We start from the raw sequence: 15989 nt of genomic DNA, 5'->3' as shown, positions 1-15989 counted from the left end.
GGTGGGGTGTGGCCCCGTCTCGACGGGCATCTGATGTACCGGCACGGCCCCTTCCGTGCACTGGCGGCTGCGGGCGCGTACGGATTGCGCTGCGGGCAGGCGGTGCGTCATCAGCGCGGGCGGCCGTGCGGGGACTGGGGCGGCGCCCTGTCGGCTCTGGCTGCGGGCGCGCGCCGCTCCGGCTGCGGGCAGGCGGCGCGGGGTGGGGCTCGGTCGGCCATAGCTGCGGGCAGGCGTGCCGCAAGGGGCGGCACGGGTGGGCGCAGGCGGCACCCCGCAGGCGCCGGGTTCGCCGTCCGACCCCGGCGCCGGCCGGGATACGGGGTGCTGGTGGGTGTGGGGGAGTGGGCCCACCCGGGCGGCACCCCGTCGACGCCGGGTTCGCCGTCCCGTCCCTGGTGCTGGCCGGGACACGGGGTGCCGGTGGGCGTGGGGGGAGTCGGCCCACCCCCACCCTGGGCGCCGGGGAGGCCGACCGCGCCGGCGCGGTACCTTCGTGCCGCGGCCGGCCCAGCGCTCGCGGCCGCGCCACACGCGAGGGAGAGTGAACCGTGAGCAAGTTCGTGCGGCCGGCAGCCGAGGGCGCGGACCCGTTCGGGACGGCGCGTCTGCGGCGCGGAGTGCTGGACGCCTGGGCCACCAGCCCGGCCCGGTTCCGCGAGGACGCCAACGCCGAGGAGGACCTGGCCCTCGGCGGATACCGGGACAGACTCGTCGTCGAACTCGCGCAGAACGCCGCCGACGCCGCGGCCCGCGCGGGAGTGCCCGGCCGCCTGCGGCTCACCCTCCGCGACGGCGTCCTGGCCGCCGCCAACACCGGCGCCCCCCTCGACGCGACCGGCGTCGAATCGCTCTCCACGCTCCGCGCCTCCGCCAAGCGTGACGCGCACGACACGGCCGTCGGCCGCTTCGGCGTCGGCTTCGCCGCCGTCCTCGCGGTGACGGACGAGCCGGCCGTCCTGGGCCGCCACGGCGGGGTCCGCTGGTCCCTCGCCGAGGCCCGCGCCCTGGCCGGGGACACCGCGCGGCACAGCCCCGGCCTCGGTGACGAGATCCGCCGCCGGGACGGCCATGTGCCCCTGCTGCGGCTCCCGTTCGCCGCGGAGGGCACCGCCCCGGACCCGTACGACACCGTCGTGGTGCTGCCGCTGCGGGACGCCGCCGCCGCGGACCTCGCCGAACGGCTCCTCCAGGGCATCGACGACGCCCTGCTGCTCGCCCTGCCCGGCCTCGCGGAGGTCGTCGTCGAGGTCGGGGACGCCGACGTCCGTACGCTGCGGCGGCACGCCGACGAGGACGGTGTCACCGTCGAGGACTCCCGCGACGGCACCACCCGCTGGCGTACCGTCACCCGCCACGGCGGCCTCGACGCCGCGCTCCTGGCCGACCGCCCCGTCGAGGAGCGGCTGCGCCCGCACTGGTCGGTCACCTGGGCCGTGCCGGTCGGCTCCGACGGCAGCCCGGCCCGCCCGCGGACCAGCCCGGTCGTGCACGCGCCGACCCCCAGCGACGAGCCCCTCGGCGTGCCCGCGCTGCTCATCGCCTCCCTCCCGCTCGACACCACCCGGCGGAACGCCGCCCCCGGTCCGCTGACCGCCTTCCTGGTGGAGCGGGCGGCGGACGCGTACGCCGAACTCCTCGCCGCCTGGCGCCCGGTGGGACCGGGGATCATCGACCTCGTGCCGGGCCCGCTCGGCAAGGGCGAGCTGGACGGCGCCCTGCGGCAGGCGATCCTCGACCGGCTGCCGCGCACCGCCTTCCTGCCGCCCGCGGTCGAGGCGGACCCGGCGGAGACCCCCGCAGACTGGGCCGGGCCCGGTGCCGAGGAGATCGCGGCCCCGTCCGTTGCGCTGCGGCCCCGGGACGCCGAGGTCGTCGAGGCCGCGGGAGCCGACACCGTCCGGGTGCTCGCCGAGGTGCTGCCCAGCCTGCTGCCCGCCGGGCTCGAACGACGCGTGGAGCTGCGCACACTGGGTGTGGCCCGGGTGCCGCTCACCGAGGCCGTGGACCGGCTGGCCGGCCTGGAGAAGGAGCCCGGCTGGTGGTGGCGGCTCTACGACAGCCTGGCCGGCGTCGACCCCGACCGGCTGTCTGGGCTCCCCGTGCCGCTGGCCGACGGACGGACCACGATCGGGCCCCGGCAGGTGCTGCTGCCCGCCGCCGACGGGCCGGAGACCGCGCCCGAGGCGCTGGCCCGGCTCGGCCTGAAGGTCGCCCACCCGGACGCCGCGCACCCGCTGCTGGAGAAGCTCGGCGCGCTGCCCGCGACACCCCGCGCCGTCCTCACCACTCCCCAGGTGCGGGCCGCCGTGGCAGCCTCGCTGGACGACGAGGGCGGCTGGGACCTTCAGGGGCCGGACGCGGAGGAGCTCGCCGAGACCGTGCTGGCGCTGGTCCGCGACGCCGCACTGGAGCCCGGTGACGAGCCCTGGCTCGGTGCCCTCGCCCTCCCCGACGAGGACGGCGAACTCGCCCCCGCGGGCGAACTGGTCCTGCCGGGCAGTCCCTTCGCCGACGTCATGCGCGAGGGTGAACTCGCCTTCGTGGACGCCGGGTTCGCCGAGCGCTGGGGCGATCAGCCGCTCGCCGCGTGCGGTGTGCTCGCCGGCTTCGCCCTGGTCCGCACCACCGACGTGGTCCTGGACCCGGACGAACTGGAGCCGCGCGACGGTGACTTCGCGGAGCCGGACGACGCCGGGCTGCTCGACGCCGTCGACGTGTGGTGCGAGGACGTCCTGGACCAGCTGCCCGACACGCCCGTACCGCCCGTCGCCACCGAGATCGTCGCCGTACGGGACCTGGACCTGGTGGACGACGAGCGCTGGCCGCAGGCGCTGGCCCTGCTGTCGCAGCCGCCGCTGCGGGACGCGCTCACCCAGCCGGTCCGGATCCTGCTGCCGGACGGCACCCACGAGATCGTGCGCCCGTACACCGCCTGGTGGCTGCGCGGACATCCGGTGCTCGACGGGCGCCGGCCGGCGGGTCTGCGCTCCGCGGGCGGCGACCCGCTGCTGCACGGTCTCTACGACGAGGCCGACGCGAGCGGCTTCGACGACGAGCAGGTCCTGCGGGCCCTGGGTGTACGGACGTCGGTGGCCGCCCTGCTCGATGAGCCCGGCGGTGCGGCCGAGCTGCTGGACCGGCTGGCCGACCCCGAGCGCGAGGTGTCCGCCGCCCAACTGCACGCCCTCTACGGGGCGCTGGCCGACCTGGACCCGGAGAAGGTGACCCTGCCGGAGGAGCTGCGCGCCGTCGTCGACGGCCGGGTGGGTGTCGTGGACGCGGCGGACGCCGTGGTCGTCGACTCGCCCGACCTGCTGCCCTTCACGGCCGGCATGCCGCTGCTCCCGGTGCGGCCGTCGCGGGCCGCCGAACTCGCCGAACTGTTCCAGGTGCGGCGGCTGAGCGAGTCGGTGACCGGCGAGGTGACGTCCGAGGGGACCGAGCACGACGTGCCGGAATCGGTCCGGGTGCTGCTGGGCCCCTCGGCCCCCGCGTCGTACGTCGAGCACGAGGAGCTGGTGGTCGACGGCACCGAACTCGACTGGCGCCGCACCCGGGACGGGGTGCTGCACGCCTCCACCCTGGAGGGCGTCGCGGCCGGCCTCGCCTGGGCGGCCCGCCAGTGGCCGCGCCGGTTCGAGGTGGCGGCCCTGCTGGAGGACCCCTCACGCACCGAGGAGCTGGCGCGCGACCGCTGGTTCGACTGACCCCGGGGCGGGCGGGGCGGCACGGACGGCGTCCGTTCCGCCCCGTTCGTCCGCCCGCATCCGTGATCTTGGCCAAGCACACATAAAAACTTCACACCTCGTACAACCATTCGTCCCCCCGGCGGATCTGATCACCGGAGTCAACAGACTCACCACCAACGTGGGCCCCACGTGCAGACAACCGTCGGGCCCCTTTCTCCACATGGGGAACGCATGCGCATACGAGCCACCGTGGCCGCCGTCTCCGGCGCCCTGGCCCTCTCCGCCCTCGCCGTGCCCGCCGCACAGGCGAGCGGCCCCTCGTTCGACCACGACGACCTCGTGAAGGCCACGCAGGTCGCGCGCCAGGCCGAGTCCGGCAAGACCGCCTTCACCGGGTCGACCGGCGAGGACGGCGAGCCGTACCTCCTGGACCTCTCGTTCTCCAACGTCAAGATCAACGACGGCAAGCCGATCGTCGCCGGCACCAGCAAGCAGGTCACCGCCCCGGTCACCTACACCGTCACGCACGGCGCCGGCGTCGACCTGACCGCCGACGACTTCCTGATGGACGTCGAGATCTACCGCGGCTCCTACGCCGACCCCGCCAACGTCCTGGTGGGCGACGGCTGGCCGTCCTGCACGGCGACCTCGGCCACCGTGGCCACCTGCAAGGGCACCATCGACGTCTACCCGGACTTCGAGCTGGCCAACGCCGACGCCGCCTCCTGGAAGGCCATCGGCTACGCCGTCGCCCTCAACGGCGTGAACCCGGACGACGAGAACGCCGACTGGAGCAAGGTCGGCTACGTCGAGCAGGACGCCCTGGCGACGACGAAGCTCCAGCGCTACTCCAAGCTCACCGTCAACGCCTCCCCGGAGCCGGTCAAGAAGGGCCGGACCATCACGGTCACCGGCGCGCTGACCCGCGCCAACTGGGACACGCACAAGTACGCCGGCTACACCAGCCAGTCCGTCCAGCTCCAGTTCCGCAAGAAGGGCTCGGACACCTACACCACCGTCAAGTCCGTCACCTCGTCCTCCACGGGCAGCCTGAAGACGACCGTCACGGCGGCCACCGACGGCTACTTCCGCTACAACTTCGCGGGCACCTCGACGACCCCGGCCGTCAAGGCCACGGGTGACTTCGTCGACGTGCAGTAGTCCGTAGCTCCCGCGAGGGAGTCACGCCGGAAAGCGGCGGTCGACCCACTTCCACAGGAACTCCAGGACGACCGCCGCCACCGCCGCGACACCCACGGCGATCCACGGCATCACCGAGCCGACCAGCTTCAGCGCGAAGAAGTGCTGGAGCCAGGGCACGACGAGCACCAGCACGAACGCCCCCGCCATCGCCGCCACCAGGCAGATCCGCCACCAGGTGTAGGGCCGGGCGATGATCGCCAGCACCCACATGGAGATCAGGAACAGCGTCAGGGTCGCCGCGCTCGTCTCCGCGTCCAGGGCCCCCTCGCCGCGGTAGTAGTGCCGGGCGACCAGATACGTCACGAAGGTCGCCACCGCCGCCAGCACCCCGCCCGGGATCGAGTACCGCATCACCCGCCGGACGAAATGGGGTCTGGCCCGCTCCTTGTTCGGGGCGAGGGCCAGGAAGAACGCCGGGATGCCGATCGTCAGGGTCGACAGCAGGGTGAGGTGGCGCGGCAGGAACGGGTACTCCACCTGCCAGCACACCACCAGCACCGCCAGCAGCACCGAGTAGACGGTCTTGACCAGGAAGAGCGTCGCCACGCGGGTGATGTTGCCGATGACCCGGCGGCCCTCGGCGACCACCGAGGGAAGCGTCGCGAAGCTGTTGTCGAGCAGCACGATCTGCGCCACCGCCCGGGTCGCCTCGGACCCCGAGCCCATGCTGACCCCGATGTCCGCGTCCTTGAGGGCGAGCACGTCGTTCACGCCGTCCCCGGTCATCGCCACCGTGTGGCCCCGGGACTGCAGGGCCCCCACCATCTCGCGCTTCTGCTGCGGGGTCACTCGCCCGAACACCGTGGCGTCGTCCAGCACCCGGGCCATCTCGTCGCGCTCCGCGGGCAGCCGGCGCGCGTCCACGGCCTCGCCGCTCAGCCCCAGCTTGGCCGCCACCGCGCCGACCGAGACCGCGTTGTCGCCGGAGATGACCTTGGCCCGCACGTTCTGCTCGTCGAAGTACCGCAGGGTGTCCGCCGCGTCCGGGCGCAGCCGCTGCTCCAGGACCACCAGGGCCGTGGGGCGCACGCCCTCCGTGACCCGGGGGTCCTCCAGGTCCCGGGAGGCGCGGACGAGCAGCAGCACCCGCATCCCCTCCTCGTTCAGCCGCTCCGTCTCGGCGAGCGCCGGGTCACCCGGGGACAGCAGGACGTCGGGGGCGCCGAGCAGCCAGGTGCTGCTCTCCCCGTCGCCCTCGCTGAAGGTCGCCCCGCTGTACTTGCGGGCCGAGGAGAAGGGCAGGGACTCGGTGCACCGCCATTCCTCGGTGTCCGGATAGGCGGCGACGATCGCCTGGAGGGAGGCGTTCGGACGGGGGTCCGACTCACCGAGCGAGCCGAGCACCTTGCGCACGTACGCCTCGTCGCTGCCGTCCAGGATCCGCAGCTCGGTGACGTCCATGCCGCCCTCGGTGAGCGTGCCCGTCTTGTCGAGGCAGACGGTGTCCACGCGGGCCAGTCCCTCGATGGCAGGGAGCTCCTGGACCAGGCACTGCTTCCGGCCGAGCCGGATGACGCCGATGGCGAAGGCGACGGAGGTCAGCAGGACGAGCCCCTCGGGGACCATCGGCACGATGCCGCCCACGGTGCGCGCGACGGAGTCCTTGAAGTTGTTCTGCTTGACCACCAGCTGGCTGACGACGAGGCCGAGCGCCGTCGGGATCATCATCCACGTCACGTACTTGAGGATGGTGGAGATGCCGGTCCGCAGCTCGGAGTGGACGAGCGTGAAGCGGGAGGCCTCTTCGGCCAGCTGTGCCGCGTACGCCTCCCGGCCCACCTTCGTCGCCGTGAACGCGCCGCCGCCCGCGACCACGAAGCTGCCCGACATCACCGCGTCGCCCCGGTGCTTGACCACCGGGTCGGCCTCGCCGGTGAGGAGGGACTCGTCGATCTCCAGGCCGTCGGCCTCGATGCAGGTGCCGTCGACGACGATCTTGTCGCCGGGACCGATCTCGATCACGTCGCCGAGCACGATCTCCGAGGTGCTGATCTCCGAGGCCACCCCGTCCCGGCGGACCGTCGGTCTGGCCTCGCCGATCACCGCGAGGGAGTCCAGGGTCTTCTTGGCCCGCCACTCCTGGACGATGCCGATGCCGGTGTTGGCGATGATCACGTAGCCGAAGAGGCTGTCCTGGAACGGCGCCACGAAGAGCATCACCAGCCAGAGGACGCCGATGATCGCGTTGAACCGGGTGAAGACGTTGGCCCGGACGATCTCGCGCAGGGAGCGGCTGCTGCGCACGGGGACGTCGTTGACCTCGCCGCGCGCGACCCGCTCGGCCACCTGGGCGGCACTCAGTCCACGCGCCCGTCCGGGCGGGGGCACGGGATGCACAGGGTCGAGTTCGGCGCCCGCGTCGATGTGCGTCATGGATTCGACGGTACGTGCGGACATACGGCTTCACCCGCCGAGTGCGCCAAAGATCCGACCAGGGGAGGACGGGGACGCCGCGAAGTGATGCCGTGGGTGTACGCGGTCCCCGGTTACTCCGCGGGGGCGGTGTCCCGGGCCGCGGCCTCCCGCTTGATCGCCGCGTCGCGCCTGCGGACGTACCAGATGCCGATCAGCCCGAGCCCCGCGCCGGCCAGACAGGTCCACACCCACCAGGTGTGCCCGTGGTCGTCGAACCAGCCGTAGAAGGGGAGCTGCACCAGGAAGAGGACGAACCAGAGGATCGTGCCGCCCGTGATGGTGGCGACGACGGGGCCCTCCAGGGGCTCCGGCGCCTCGTGCTTGGGGGTCCACTTCGCCATGGGCACAGCTTACGAGTACGCGTGGCGGGGCCGGCCGGTGCGTCCGCCGGTGGGGCCGGAACCTCCGCTTCCCCCGTATACCAAGGGTCTACGCGCGGAGATAGCGATTTCGGCCTCATATGTTCATACTGAAACGGCTTGATGCTGGCTCTTTCTGTTCGTACGAAACTCCAACGGACATGTCGATGAAACCTCCCGGTGATCATCGGAAGGCCAGACTCGTCATGCTCCGCCGCGCGCCCGCGTCCCGGCTCCGCCCGGCCGGGGCACCCCCGCCCGGCGCCCGTCCTGGCCCGTCAGGGCCCCGTACGTATGAGGTCCCGCATGCCCACGTCGGCCACCACGGCCCCCGCCCCGGAAAAGCAGCCGTCCCCGCGGCCCGCCCACGGTGCCCTCGACCGCTACTTCAAGATCTCCGAACGGGGTTCGACCCTGGGGCGCGAGGTGCGCGGAGGTCTCGCCACCTTCTTCGCGATGGCCTACATCATCGTGCTCAACCCGATCATCCTGGGCAGCGCGAAGGACATGTACGGGCACCAGCTCGACAACGGCCAGCTGGTCACCGCGACCGCCCTGACCGCGGCCTTCACCACGCTGCTCATGGGTGTCATCGGCAACGTGCCGATCGCGCTCGCGGCCGGACTCGGCGTGAACACGGTGGTCGCGCTCCAGCTCGCGCCCCGGATGTCGTGGCCGGACGCCATGGGCATGGTCGTCCTCGCGGGCTTCGTCGTGATGCTGCTGGTCGCCACCGGTCTGCGCGAGCGCGTGATGAGCGCGGTGCCGCTCGGCCTGCGCAAGGGCATCTCGATCGGCATCGGCCTGTTCATCATGCTGATCGGCCTGGTGGACTCCGGCTTCGTCTCCCGCATCCCGGACGTCGCGCAGACCACGGTGCCCCTCCAGCTCGGTGCCGACGGCCACCTCAACGGCTGGCCCGTCCTGGTCTTCGTCCTCGGCGCGCTGCTCACCCTCGCGCTGATCGTCCGCAAGGTCCCGGGCGCGATCCTCATCTCGATCGTCACGATGACGGTGTTCGCGGTCGTCGTCGACGCCGTCGCCAAGGTCCCGTCCTGGGGCCTGACCACTCCGAAGTGGCCCGGCAACCCCGTCTCCACCCCGGACTTCGGCCTCGTCGGCGAGGTCAGCCTGTTCGGCGGCTTCGGCAAGGTCGGCGTGCTGACCGGTGTCCTGTTCGTCTTCACGGTCCTGCTGTCGTGCTTCTTCGACGCGATGGGCACGATCATGGGCGTCAGCGACGAGGCCAAGCTGACCGACGCCCAGGGCAACATGCCGGGCATCAACAAGGTCCTGTTCGTGGACGGCATCGCGGTCGCCGCGGGCGGCGCCAGCTCCTCCTCGGCCACCACCTGCTTCGTGGAGTCGACGGCCGGTGTCGGCGAGGGCGCGCGCACCGGCTTCGCGAACGTCGTCACGGGCGCGCTGTTCGCCGTGGCGCTGTTCCTGACGCCCATCGCCACGATGGTCCCGTCGCAGGCCGCGACTCCCGCGCTGCTCGCGGTCGGCTTCCTGATCATGTCCCACTCGGTCAAGGACATCGACTGGGCGGACTACACGATCGCGATCCCGGCCTTCATTACGATGCTGATGATGCCGTTCACCTACTCGATCACGAACGGCATCGGCATGGGCTTCATCACCTTCGTGGTGCTGCGGCTGGCGGTCGGCCGCGCCCGCGAGATCCCGGTCGCCATGTACGTCGTGGCGGCGGTCTTCGGTTTCTACTACCTGATGCCGGCGCTCGGACTGACCTGAGCCGCACCCTCGCGCACGGCTGCGGAGTCCCCGTGACCCCGTTCCCGTGCGGCGGGGTCAGGTGACCCCGTAGAACTTCTCCGTCTCTTCGACGGCGGTCTGGAACCGCTCGTCGAAGTCGTCGCGAATGAGCGTCCGGACGACATAGTCCTGGACGCTCATTCCTCTTTTGGCGGCGTGGTGTCGGAGCCGGTCGAGCAGCTCCCCGTCTATCCGCAGGCTGAGCACGCTGGTCCCCATGCCGACGAGGTTCCCGGCACTCCGGAGGACCGCGGGTCGCTTTCCGTGGTCGGCTCACTCGTACGAGTGACTCAGGGGTTCAGTGGTCCGTTTCACGGGCACTGGAGTGGTCTTTAGTCAGAGTAATGAGTTACGCTAAAGAACATGCCTGACCTGACCCATGGCGACGACGCTGCCGCCGTGAACTCCCTGCGCTCCGCCGTGATGCGCCTGTCGCGCCGACTCAAGCACCAGCGGGTCGACGAGTCGCTGAGCCCCACCGAGATGTCGGTGCTCGGCACCCTGGCCCGCTGCGGATCGGCGACCCCGGGCGAGCTCGCCCGCAAGGAGCACGTCCAGCCGCCCTCGATGACCCGCATCGTGGCGCTGCTCGAGGCCAAGGGCCTGGTCAGACTGGAGCCGCACCCCGAGGACCGGCGGCAGAAGGTCGTCACGCAGACCGAGCAGGCCGAGGCCATGCTCGAGGAGAGCCGCCGCCGGCGGAACGCCTGGCTGGCCGGCCTCGTGGAGGCCCTCGACGAGGACGAGCGTGCCAAGCTCCGCGCCGCCGCCCCCGTCCTGGAGAAGCTCGCGCACCTGTGACCGGCCGCGTCCGCCGGACGATGCCGTACGACCCCGCCCGAGGAGGCGAACGCTTTTGAGTTCGGGACCCGGAGCAGACTCCGCCCCCGCACCAGCCACCCACGACTCCCCGCCCGACCCGACCCGCGCGAAGTCCTCGATGTTCAGCTCGCTGAGGATCCGCAACTACCGCCTGTTCTTCACCGGCCAGGTCGTCTCCAACACCGGCACCTGGATGCAGCGCATCGCCCAGGACTGGCTGGTGCTCAGCCTGACCGGCTCCTCCGCCGCGGTCGGCATCACCACCGCCCTGCAGTTCCTGCCGATGCTGCTGTTCGGGCTGTACGGCGGGGTCCTGGTCGACCGGCTGCCCAAGCGGCCGACGCTGCTGGCCACCCAGACGGCCATGGGCCTGACCGGCCTCGCCCTCGCCCTGCTGACCCTCTCCGGCCACGTCCAGGTCTGGCACGTCTACCTGGCGGCCTTCGCGGTCGGCCTCGCCACGGTCGTGGACAACCCGGCCCGCCAGTCGTTCGTCTCCGAGATGGTCGGACCCGGCCAGCTCCAGAACGCGGTCAGCCTGAACTCGGCGAACTTCCAGTCCGCCCGACTGGTCGGCCCCGCCGTCGCCGGCCTGATGATCACCGGTGTGGGCACCGGCTGGGCGTTCCTCGCCAACGGCCTGTCCTTCATCGCGCCGATCGCCTGCCTGCTGCTCATGCGCGGCCGGGATCTGCACCAGGTGCAGCGGGCCCCGCGCGGCAAGGGCCAGCTCCGCGAGGGCCTGCGCTACGTGGCGAGCCGCCCGGAGCTGATCTGGCCCATCGTCCTGGTCGGGTTCATCGGCACCTTCGGCTTCAACTTCCCGGTCTGGCTGTCGGCCTACGCGGACGACGTCTTCGACGCGGGCGCGGGCGCCTACAGCCTCTTCAACACGCTGATGGCGATCGGCTCCCTGGCCGGCGCCCTGCTCGCCGCCCGCCGCGGCACCGCCCGGCTGCGCGTGCTGATCGGCGCCGCCCTCGCCTTCGGCCTGCTGGAGATGGTGGCGGCCCTGGCGCCGTCCCTGTGGTTGTTCTCGCTGCTCATGGTCCCGATCGGCATCTTCGGACTGACCGTCAACGTCACCGCGAACACCTCCGTCCAGATGGCCACCGACCCCGCCATGCGCGGCCGGGTGATGGCGCTGTTCATGATGGTCTTCATGGGCGGCACCCCCCTGGGCGCACCGCTCGTCGGCTGGGTCACGGACGCCTACGGGCCCCGTATCGGCTTCGCGCTCGGCGGACTGGTGTCGGCGCTCGCCGCGGCGGGCGTCGGGCTTGCGCTGGCCCGGGTCGGCGGTCTGCGCCTGTCCGTCGGCTGGCACCGCGGCCACCCCCAGGTCCGCTTCGTGCCGAAGGAGCAGCTCACCGCGGCGGCGTGACGCCTCCCGCGCGGACGCCGCTCCGTGCGGGAGCGGGCCGCTCTCCCCTGGCGAGGGCGTCCGCCCGGGAGCCGCTCGCCCGCCGGGCCGTTCCCTGCCAGGGTGGACGGCATGAGACTCTTCGCGGCGGTGCTGCCCCCGCAGGACGCGGTCCGCGAACTCGCGGACGCCGTGGACGGGTTGCGGCGGCTGCCCGGCGCCGAGGCGCTGCGCTGGACGGGCCGCCCCGGCTGGCACTTCACCCTCGCCTTCTACGGGGAGGTGGCGCCGGAGGCCCTCCCGGAACTCTCCGAGCGGCTGTCCCGCGCCGCCCGCCGCACCGAGCCCTTCCCGCTGGCCCTGCGCGGCGGCGGCCACTTCGGCGGGCGGGCGCTGTGGGCGGGGGCCGCGGGGGACGTCGGGGCGCTGCGGCTGCTGGCCGGGCGCGCGGAGGCGGCGGCGCGGAAGGCGGGGCTGCCGACGGAGGAGCACCGCCGCTACCGGCCGCACCTGACCCTGGCCCGCAGCCGTGACACGGCCGACTTCGGCCCCCACCTCACCGCACTGGACGCCTTCGCCGGGCAGGAGTGGACCGTGCGCGAGCTGAGCCTGGTCCGCAGCAATCTGCCGGTGTCGGGGGTGCCGGGGGAGCGGCCGCGCTACGAGACGGTGGCCCGGTGGGACCTGGGCGCCGGCGGACGGGCGGCGGCCGGCGAGGAGGCCGGTGGGGCGGGCGGCTGAGTCCTGCCGGGAGCGGCCGGATAACCTCGACCCTGTGGACCCGAAGACCCGTAACCGGATCATGGCCGGTGTGCTCGTGCTGATGTTCGTCGTCGTGGCACTGGCGGCGGCGGTCAAGTAGACCGCCACCGCCGGACGTGCCGTGCCCCGGGGCCGCCGCGCAGGCCCCCCGAGGGGACCCGGTGCTACCAGGCGAACGCCTCGGGAGAGGGCCCCGGGCCCGGGAAGATCTCGTCCAGGGACGTCAGCACCTCCTCCGACAGCTCCAGCTCGACGGCGCGCAGCGCCGACTCGAGCTGACCGGCGGTACGCGGGCCGACGATGGGCCCGGTGACCCCCGGCCGGGTCAGCAGCCAGGCCAGGGCCGCCTCACCCGGCTCCAGGCCGTGCTTGTCGAGCAGGTCCTCGTACGCCTGGATCTGGGCGCGCACCGACGTGTTGGCCAGCGCGTCCGCCGACCGCCCGCTCGCCCTGCGCCCGCCCTCCGTCTCCTTCTTGATCACACCGCCGAGCAGCCCGCCGTGCAGCGGTGACCAGGGGATGACCCCGAGCCCGTACTCCTGCGCGGCCGGGATGACCTCCATCTCGGCGCGGCGCTCGGCGAGGTTGTAGAGGCACTGCTCGCTGACCAGGCCGTAGCTGCCGCGCCGGGCTGCCGTCTCGTTGGCCTGGGCGATCTTGTAGCCGGGGAAGTTGGAGGACCCGGCGTAGAGGATCTTGCCCTGCGCGACGAGCGTGTCGATCGCCTGCCAGATCTCCTCGAAGGGAGTGCTGCGGTCGACGTGGTGGAACTGGTAGATGTCGATGTAGTCGGTGCCGAGGCGCTTGAGGCTGGCGTCGACGGCCCGCCGGATGTTGACCGCGGAGAGCTTGTCGTGGTTGGGCCAGACGACGCCGTCGGCGGCCATGTTGCCGTACACCTTGGTGGCGAGCACGACCTTGTCGCGGCGCTCGCCGCCCCGGGCGAACCAGCTGCCGATGATCGACTCGGTGCGGCCCTTGTTCTCACCCCACCCGTAGACGTTGGCGGTGTCGAAGTAGTTGATCCCCGCGTCCAGGGCCGCGTCCATGATGGCGTGGCTGTCGGCCTCGTCGGTCTGCGGGCCGAAGTTCATGGTGCCGAGGACGAGCCGGCTGACCTTGAGTCCCGTGCGTCCGAGCTGCGTGTACTCCATGACTCTCAGCCAACGGCGTGGAGTGCGCTCTAGGCAAGGGCGACGGGCCCGAACCCGCCCGCCCGGCGGCCCACTCCCTTGACCTCGACAACGGTTGAGGTACGAGGCTGCTCACATGACCACCGAAACGGACCGCCTCGACGCCGCCCTGCTCGTCAGCCGCTTCTTCCGTTCCCTGGACGAGCGCCGGCTCGACGAGGAGTGGGCCCGCGCCTTCTTCACCGACGACGTCCGCGGGGAGAGCCCGATCGGCGCGGGCCGGGGCCGTGCGTTCCTGGCGCGCCACACGGCCGAGGCGCTCGGCCGGTATGCCAGGACCCAGCACATCGCCACCGACGTGGTGAGCGAGACCGCGCCGGACGGAGCGACGGCCACCGTGTCCTGGAACGCCCTGATGACCCACGTCCACCACGACCGCACCGTGCAGGACCGCGGCCCGGGCGCCGACCCCCTGTTCACGGTGGGCGGCCGCTACCGGGCCGAGGTGCGCCGCACCCCTGACGGCTGGCGTTTCGGGCACCTGGCCGTGGAGGCGGTCTGGACCCGCGGGGAGCCGCCCGTCCTGCCGCCGGGCGTCGGTCAGCCGTCGGCGTAGGGCGCGCCCAGCCCCCACGCCTGGTGCAGGGCGTTCGCGAAGCCCTGCGCGATCTTGTGCTCGCCGCTCGCGTTCGGGTGGGTGCCGTCGTACGTGTCCAGGTGGATGTCGTACGACGGCGGCGCGGACGCCAGCAGCAGGGGCGAGCGGGCCTCGTCGAGGTCGGCGACGGCCTTGGCGAGCAGCTCGTTGAAGGACGCGACCTCGGCGGCGAAGGGCGCGTCCGACTCCGCCCGCACGTTGGGTATCACCGGCATCACCGCCATCCGGACGCGCGGGTTCGCCTCCCTGGCCCCGGCGACGAAGCGGCGCACGTTCGCGGCCGTCTGCTCCGCGTTCGTGTAGAAGCCGAGGTCGATCAGGCCGAGGGAGACCAGCAGCACGTCGGCGCGGTGCGCGCGGACCGTGTCGCCGATCAGCGGCGCCATGTGGAGCCAGCCCTCGCCCCAGCCGGCCAGGTGGGCGCGCGGGAAGTCGGGGTCGGCGTACGCGTACGAGCCGGGCGAGCCGGTCGCCGGGTCGTACAGCGTCTCGCGCGGGCCGACGATGCGGAACGGGCCCCCGTGCGCCGCGCGCAGGTGCTGCCACATCCGGTAGCGCCACGTGTGTTCGCCCGAGCTTCCGATCGTCATCGAATCACCGACGGGCATGAACCTGAGCATCCGCTCATCATCGTCGATCACGGTGGGGGGTGGGGTGTGAGGATGGCCACGCGGAGTGAACTGCGGGTGCGGATGGCAGGCTTGGCGCATGCGCCGACCGTTCTCTCTCCTCGCCGGGTCCCTCCTCGTCGCTTCCGGCACCCTGCTCGCCGTGGGGCCGGCCGCGCCGGCGGCGGCCGACGACGGGGGGTTCACCATCGAGGACCCGCGGATCACCGAGTCCAGCGGGCTGGCCGCCTCGCGTCTGCACCCGGGCGTCTACTGGACCCACAACGACAGCGACGACGGCCCGTACCTGTACGCGGTGGACAGCCGGACCGGGAAGACGGTCGCCACCGTCACCCTGAGCGGCATCGGCGCGCCCCGGGACGTCGAGGCCATCTCCGTCGGTCCCGGCAACCAGCTCTGGGTCGGCGACATCGGAGACAACTTCGGCGGCAGGTGGGACCACGTGTGGATCTACAAGCTGCCCGAGCCCGCGAAGCTGGTGGACCAGACCGTCCGTGCCACGCAGTACGTCGTGAAGTACGCCGACGGGCCCCGGGACGCCGAGGCGATGATGGTGCACCCCAAGAGCGGCCGGGTCTACATCGTCTCGAAGAACGAGGACGGGGGCGGCCTGTACGAGGCCCCCGCCCGGCTCTCCGCCTCGGGCACGAACGTCTTCCGCAGGGTCGCCGACATCGACCTGTGGACCACGGACGGCGCGTTCTCCCCGGACGGCGGGCAGCTCGCCGTGCGCGGCTACCTCGGCGGCATCGCCTACCGGTGGAACGGGGGGAAGCCCGAACGGCAGGCGCGGCTCAACGTGCCGTTGCAGGGGCAGGGCGAGTCGGTCACCTACACCGCCGACGGCTCCGAGCTGCTGTACGGCACGGAGGGGGAGCGGAGCACGGTGCAGGCGGGCGGCGTGCCGGGGTACGACGACGGCAAGTCGCCGTCCGAGGGCGGGGGTTCGGCGTCCGGCCGGAGCGGTGAGGACGCCGGCGACGGTGCCGGGCTGAGCGGCGACGTCAAGGTCGGCGGCCTCGCCGTGGTGGCTCTGCTGGCCGTGGTCTTCGGTCTCCAGCGGCTGCGGCGCCGGAACTGACCGCGGGGGGGGGGGGGGGGGGGGGGGGGGGGGGGGGGGGGGGGGGGGTGGTGGGGGGGGGGGGGGGGGGGGTGGGGGGGGAGACGAGAGGGG

The 15989-nt window shown here is 72.7% G+C and carries 13 protein-coding genes; 8 read left to right on the top strand and 5 right to left on the bottom strand.

The window, feature by feature from the left end:
• Positions 1–551 precede the first annotated feature (551 nt).
• Together ACZ4NT_RS31490 and ACZ4NT_RS31485 are read left to right on the top strand one after the other, a co-directional pair.
• On the top strand, positions 552–3710 hold the full coding sequence (locus tag ACZ4NT_RS31490) for a sacsin N-terminal ATP-binding-like domain-containing protein (RefSeq protein ID WP_467728505.1): 3159 nt from the start codon (positions 552–554) through the stop codon (positions 3708–3710).
• Positions 3711–3923: 213 nt separating this feature from the next.
• A complete protein-coding gene (locus tag ACZ4NT_RS31485) occupies positions 3924–4853 on the top strand; it encodes a hypothetical protein (RefSeq protein ID WP_121402267.1) in 930 nt (309 codons plus the stop codon).
• Positions 4854–4874: 21 nt separating this feature from the next.
• Here the strand turns inward: ACZ4NT_RS31485 and ACZ4NT_RS31480 are convergent, their stop codons facing one another.
• Both ACZ4NT_RS31480 and ACZ4NT_RS31475 read right to left on the bottom strand, forming a co-directional pair.
• Entirely contained in the window at positions 4875–7268 is a 2394-nt protein-coding gene (locus tag ACZ4NT_RS31480; RefSeq protein WP_121404666.1) for an HAD-IC family P-type ATPase, read from the bottom strand.
• A 113-nt stretch (positions 7269–7381) separates the two neighbouring features.
• Entirely contained in the window at positions 7382–7651 is a 270-nt protein-coding gene (locus tag ACZ4NT_RS31475) for a DUF2530 domain-containing protein (RefSeq protein WP_121402268.1), read from the bottom strand.
• Between the two features lie 324 nt (positions 7652–7975).
• Between ACZ4NT_RS31475 and ACZ4NT_RS31470 the strand changes: the two genes are divergently transcribed.
• A complete protein-coding gene (locus ACZ4NT_RS31470; protein ID WP_121402269.1) occupies positions 7976–9427 on the top strand; it encodes an NCS2 family permease in 1452 nt (483 codons plus the stop codon).
• A gap of 57 nt (positions 9428–9484) precedes the next feature.
• On the opposite strand, the gene ACZ4NT_RS31465 is transcribed toward ACZ4NT_RS31470, so the two are convergent.
• Positions 9485–9667: a hypothetical protein gene (locus ACZ4NT_RS31465; RefSeq protein ID WP_054235178.1), complete on the bottom strand. Its 183-nt coding sequence runs from the start codon at positions 9665–9667 to the stop codon at positions 9485–9487.
• A gap of 144 nt (positions 9668–9811) precedes the next feature.
• On the opposite strand from ACZ4NT_RS31465, the gene ACZ4NT_RS31460 reads away from it, so the two are divergent.
• The 3 genes from ACZ4NT_RS31460 to thpR all read left to right on the top strand — a co-directional run bounded on the left by ACZ4NT_RS31460 (position 9812) and on the right by thpR (position 12374).
• Positions 9812–10249 carry a MarR family transcriptional regulator gene (locus ACZ4NT_RS31460; RefSeq protein WP_121402270.1) on the top strand — a complete coding sequence of 146 codons (438 nt, stop codon included), beginning with the start codon at positions 9812–9814 and terminating at the stop codon, positions 10247–10249.
• Between the two features lie 55 nt (positions 10250–10304).
• On the top strand, positions 10305–11654 hold the full coding sequence (locus ACZ4NT_RS31455; RefSeq protein ID WP_121402271.1) for an MFS transporter: 1350 nt from the start codon (positions 10305–10307) through the stop codon (positions 11652–11654).
• A 111-nt stretch (positions 11655–11765) separates the two neighbouring features.
• Positions 11766–12374, top strand: a complete 609-nt coding sequence (thpR, locus tag ACZ4NT_RS31450) for an RNA 2',3'-cyclic phosphodiesterase (RefSeq protein WP_121404667.1) — start codon at positions 11766–11768, stop codon at positions 12372–12374.
• 185 nt (positions 12375–12559) lie between these two features.
• Here thpR and ACZ4NT_RS31445 read toward each other — a convergent pair whose 3' ends face one another.
• Entirely contained in the window at positions 12560–13549 is a 990-nt protein-coding gene (locus ACZ4NT_RS31445) for an aldo/keto reductase (RefSeq protein WP_121402272.1), read from the bottom strand.
• A 115-nt stretch (positions 13550–13664) separates the two neighbouring features.
• Between ACZ4NT_RS31445 and ACZ4NT_RS31440 the strand changes: the two genes are divergently transcribed.
• A complete protein-coding gene (locus tag ACZ4NT_RS31440) occupies positions 13665–14144 on the top strand; it encodes a nuclear transport factor 2 family protein (RefSeq protein WP_467728504.1) in 480 nt (159 codons plus the stop codon).
• Here ACZ4NT_RS31440 and ACZ4NT_RS31435 read toward each other — a convergent pair.
• Positions 14129–14806, bottom strand: coding sequence for an SGNH/GDSL hydrolase family protein (locus ACZ4NT_RS31435; RefSeq protein ID WP_467728503.1), 678 nt, complete (start codon positions 14804–14806; stop codon positions 14129–14131). The genes ACZ4NT_RS31440 and ACZ4NT_RS31435 overlap by 16 nt on opposite strands.
• Before the next feature lie 88 nt (positions 14807–14894).
• Between ACZ4NT_RS31435 and ACZ4NT_RS31430 the strand changes: the two genes are divergently transcribed.
• Positions 14895–15896, top strand: a complete 1002-nt coding sequence (locus ACZ4NT_RS31430) for a WD40 repeat domain-containing protein (RefSeq protein ID WP_467728502.1) — start codon at positions 14895–14897, stop codon at positions 15894–15896.
• Positions 15897–15989 lie beyond the last annotated feature (93 nt).

It is taken from the genome of Streptomyces sp. NPDC026417 (assembly GCF_055567695.1).
This window is presented reverse-complemented; position numbering and strand designations above follow the sequence as displayed.

What these genes read in the sequence shown, in the direction of transcription:
- ACZ4NT_RS31485 (WP_121402267.1), top strand. Translation starts at nt 3,924, where the DNA reads ATGCGCATACGAGCCACCGTGGCCGCCGTCTCCGGCGCCCTGGCCCTC.
- ACZ4NT_RS31480 (WP_121404666.1), bottom strand. Translation starts at nt 7,268, where the DNA reads ATGACGCACATCGACGCGGGCGCCGAACTCGACCCTGTGCATCCCGTG.
- ACZ4NT_RS31475 (WP_121402268.1), bottom strand. Translation starts at nt 7,651, where the DNA reads ATGGCGAAGTGGACCCCCAAGCACGAGGCGCCGGAGCCCCTGGAGGGC.
- ACZ4NT_RS31470 (WP_121402269.1), top strand. Translation starts at nt 7,976, where the DNA reads ATGCCCACGTCGGCCACCACGGCCCCCGCCCCGGAAAAGCAGCCGTCC.
- ACZ4NT_RS31465 (WP_054235178.1), bottom strand. Translation starts at nt 9,667, where the DNA reads ATGGGGACCAGCGTGCTCAGCCTGCGGATAGACGGGGAGCTGCTCGAC.
- ACZ4NT_RS31460 (WP_121402270.1), top strand. Translation starts at nt 9,812, where the DNA reads ATGCCTGACCTGACCCATGGCGACGACGCTGCCGCCGTGAACTCCCTG.
- thpR (WP_121404667.1), top strand. Translation starts at nt 11,766, where the DNA reads ATGAGACTCTTCGCGGCGGTGCTGCCCCCGCAGGACGCGGTCCGCGAA.
- ACZ4NT_RS31445 (WP_121402272.1), bottom strand. Translation starts at nt 13,549, where the DNA reads ATGGAGTACACGCAGCTCGGACGCACGGGACTCAAGGTCAGCCGGCTC.
- ACZ4NT_RS31440 (WP_467728504.1), top strand. Translation starts at nt 13,665, where the DNA reads ATGACCACCGAAACGGACCGCCTCGACGCCGCCCTGCTCGTCAGCCGC.
- ACZ4NT_RS31435 (WP_467728503.1), bottom strand. Translation starts at nt 14,806, where the DNA reads ATGCTCAGGTTCATGCCCGTCGGTGATTCGATGACGATCGGAAGCTCG.
- ACZ4NT_RS31430 (WP_467728502.1), top strand. Translation starts at nt 14,895, where the DNA reads ATGCGCCGACCGTTCTCTCTCCTCGCCGGGTCCCTCCTCGTCGCTTCC.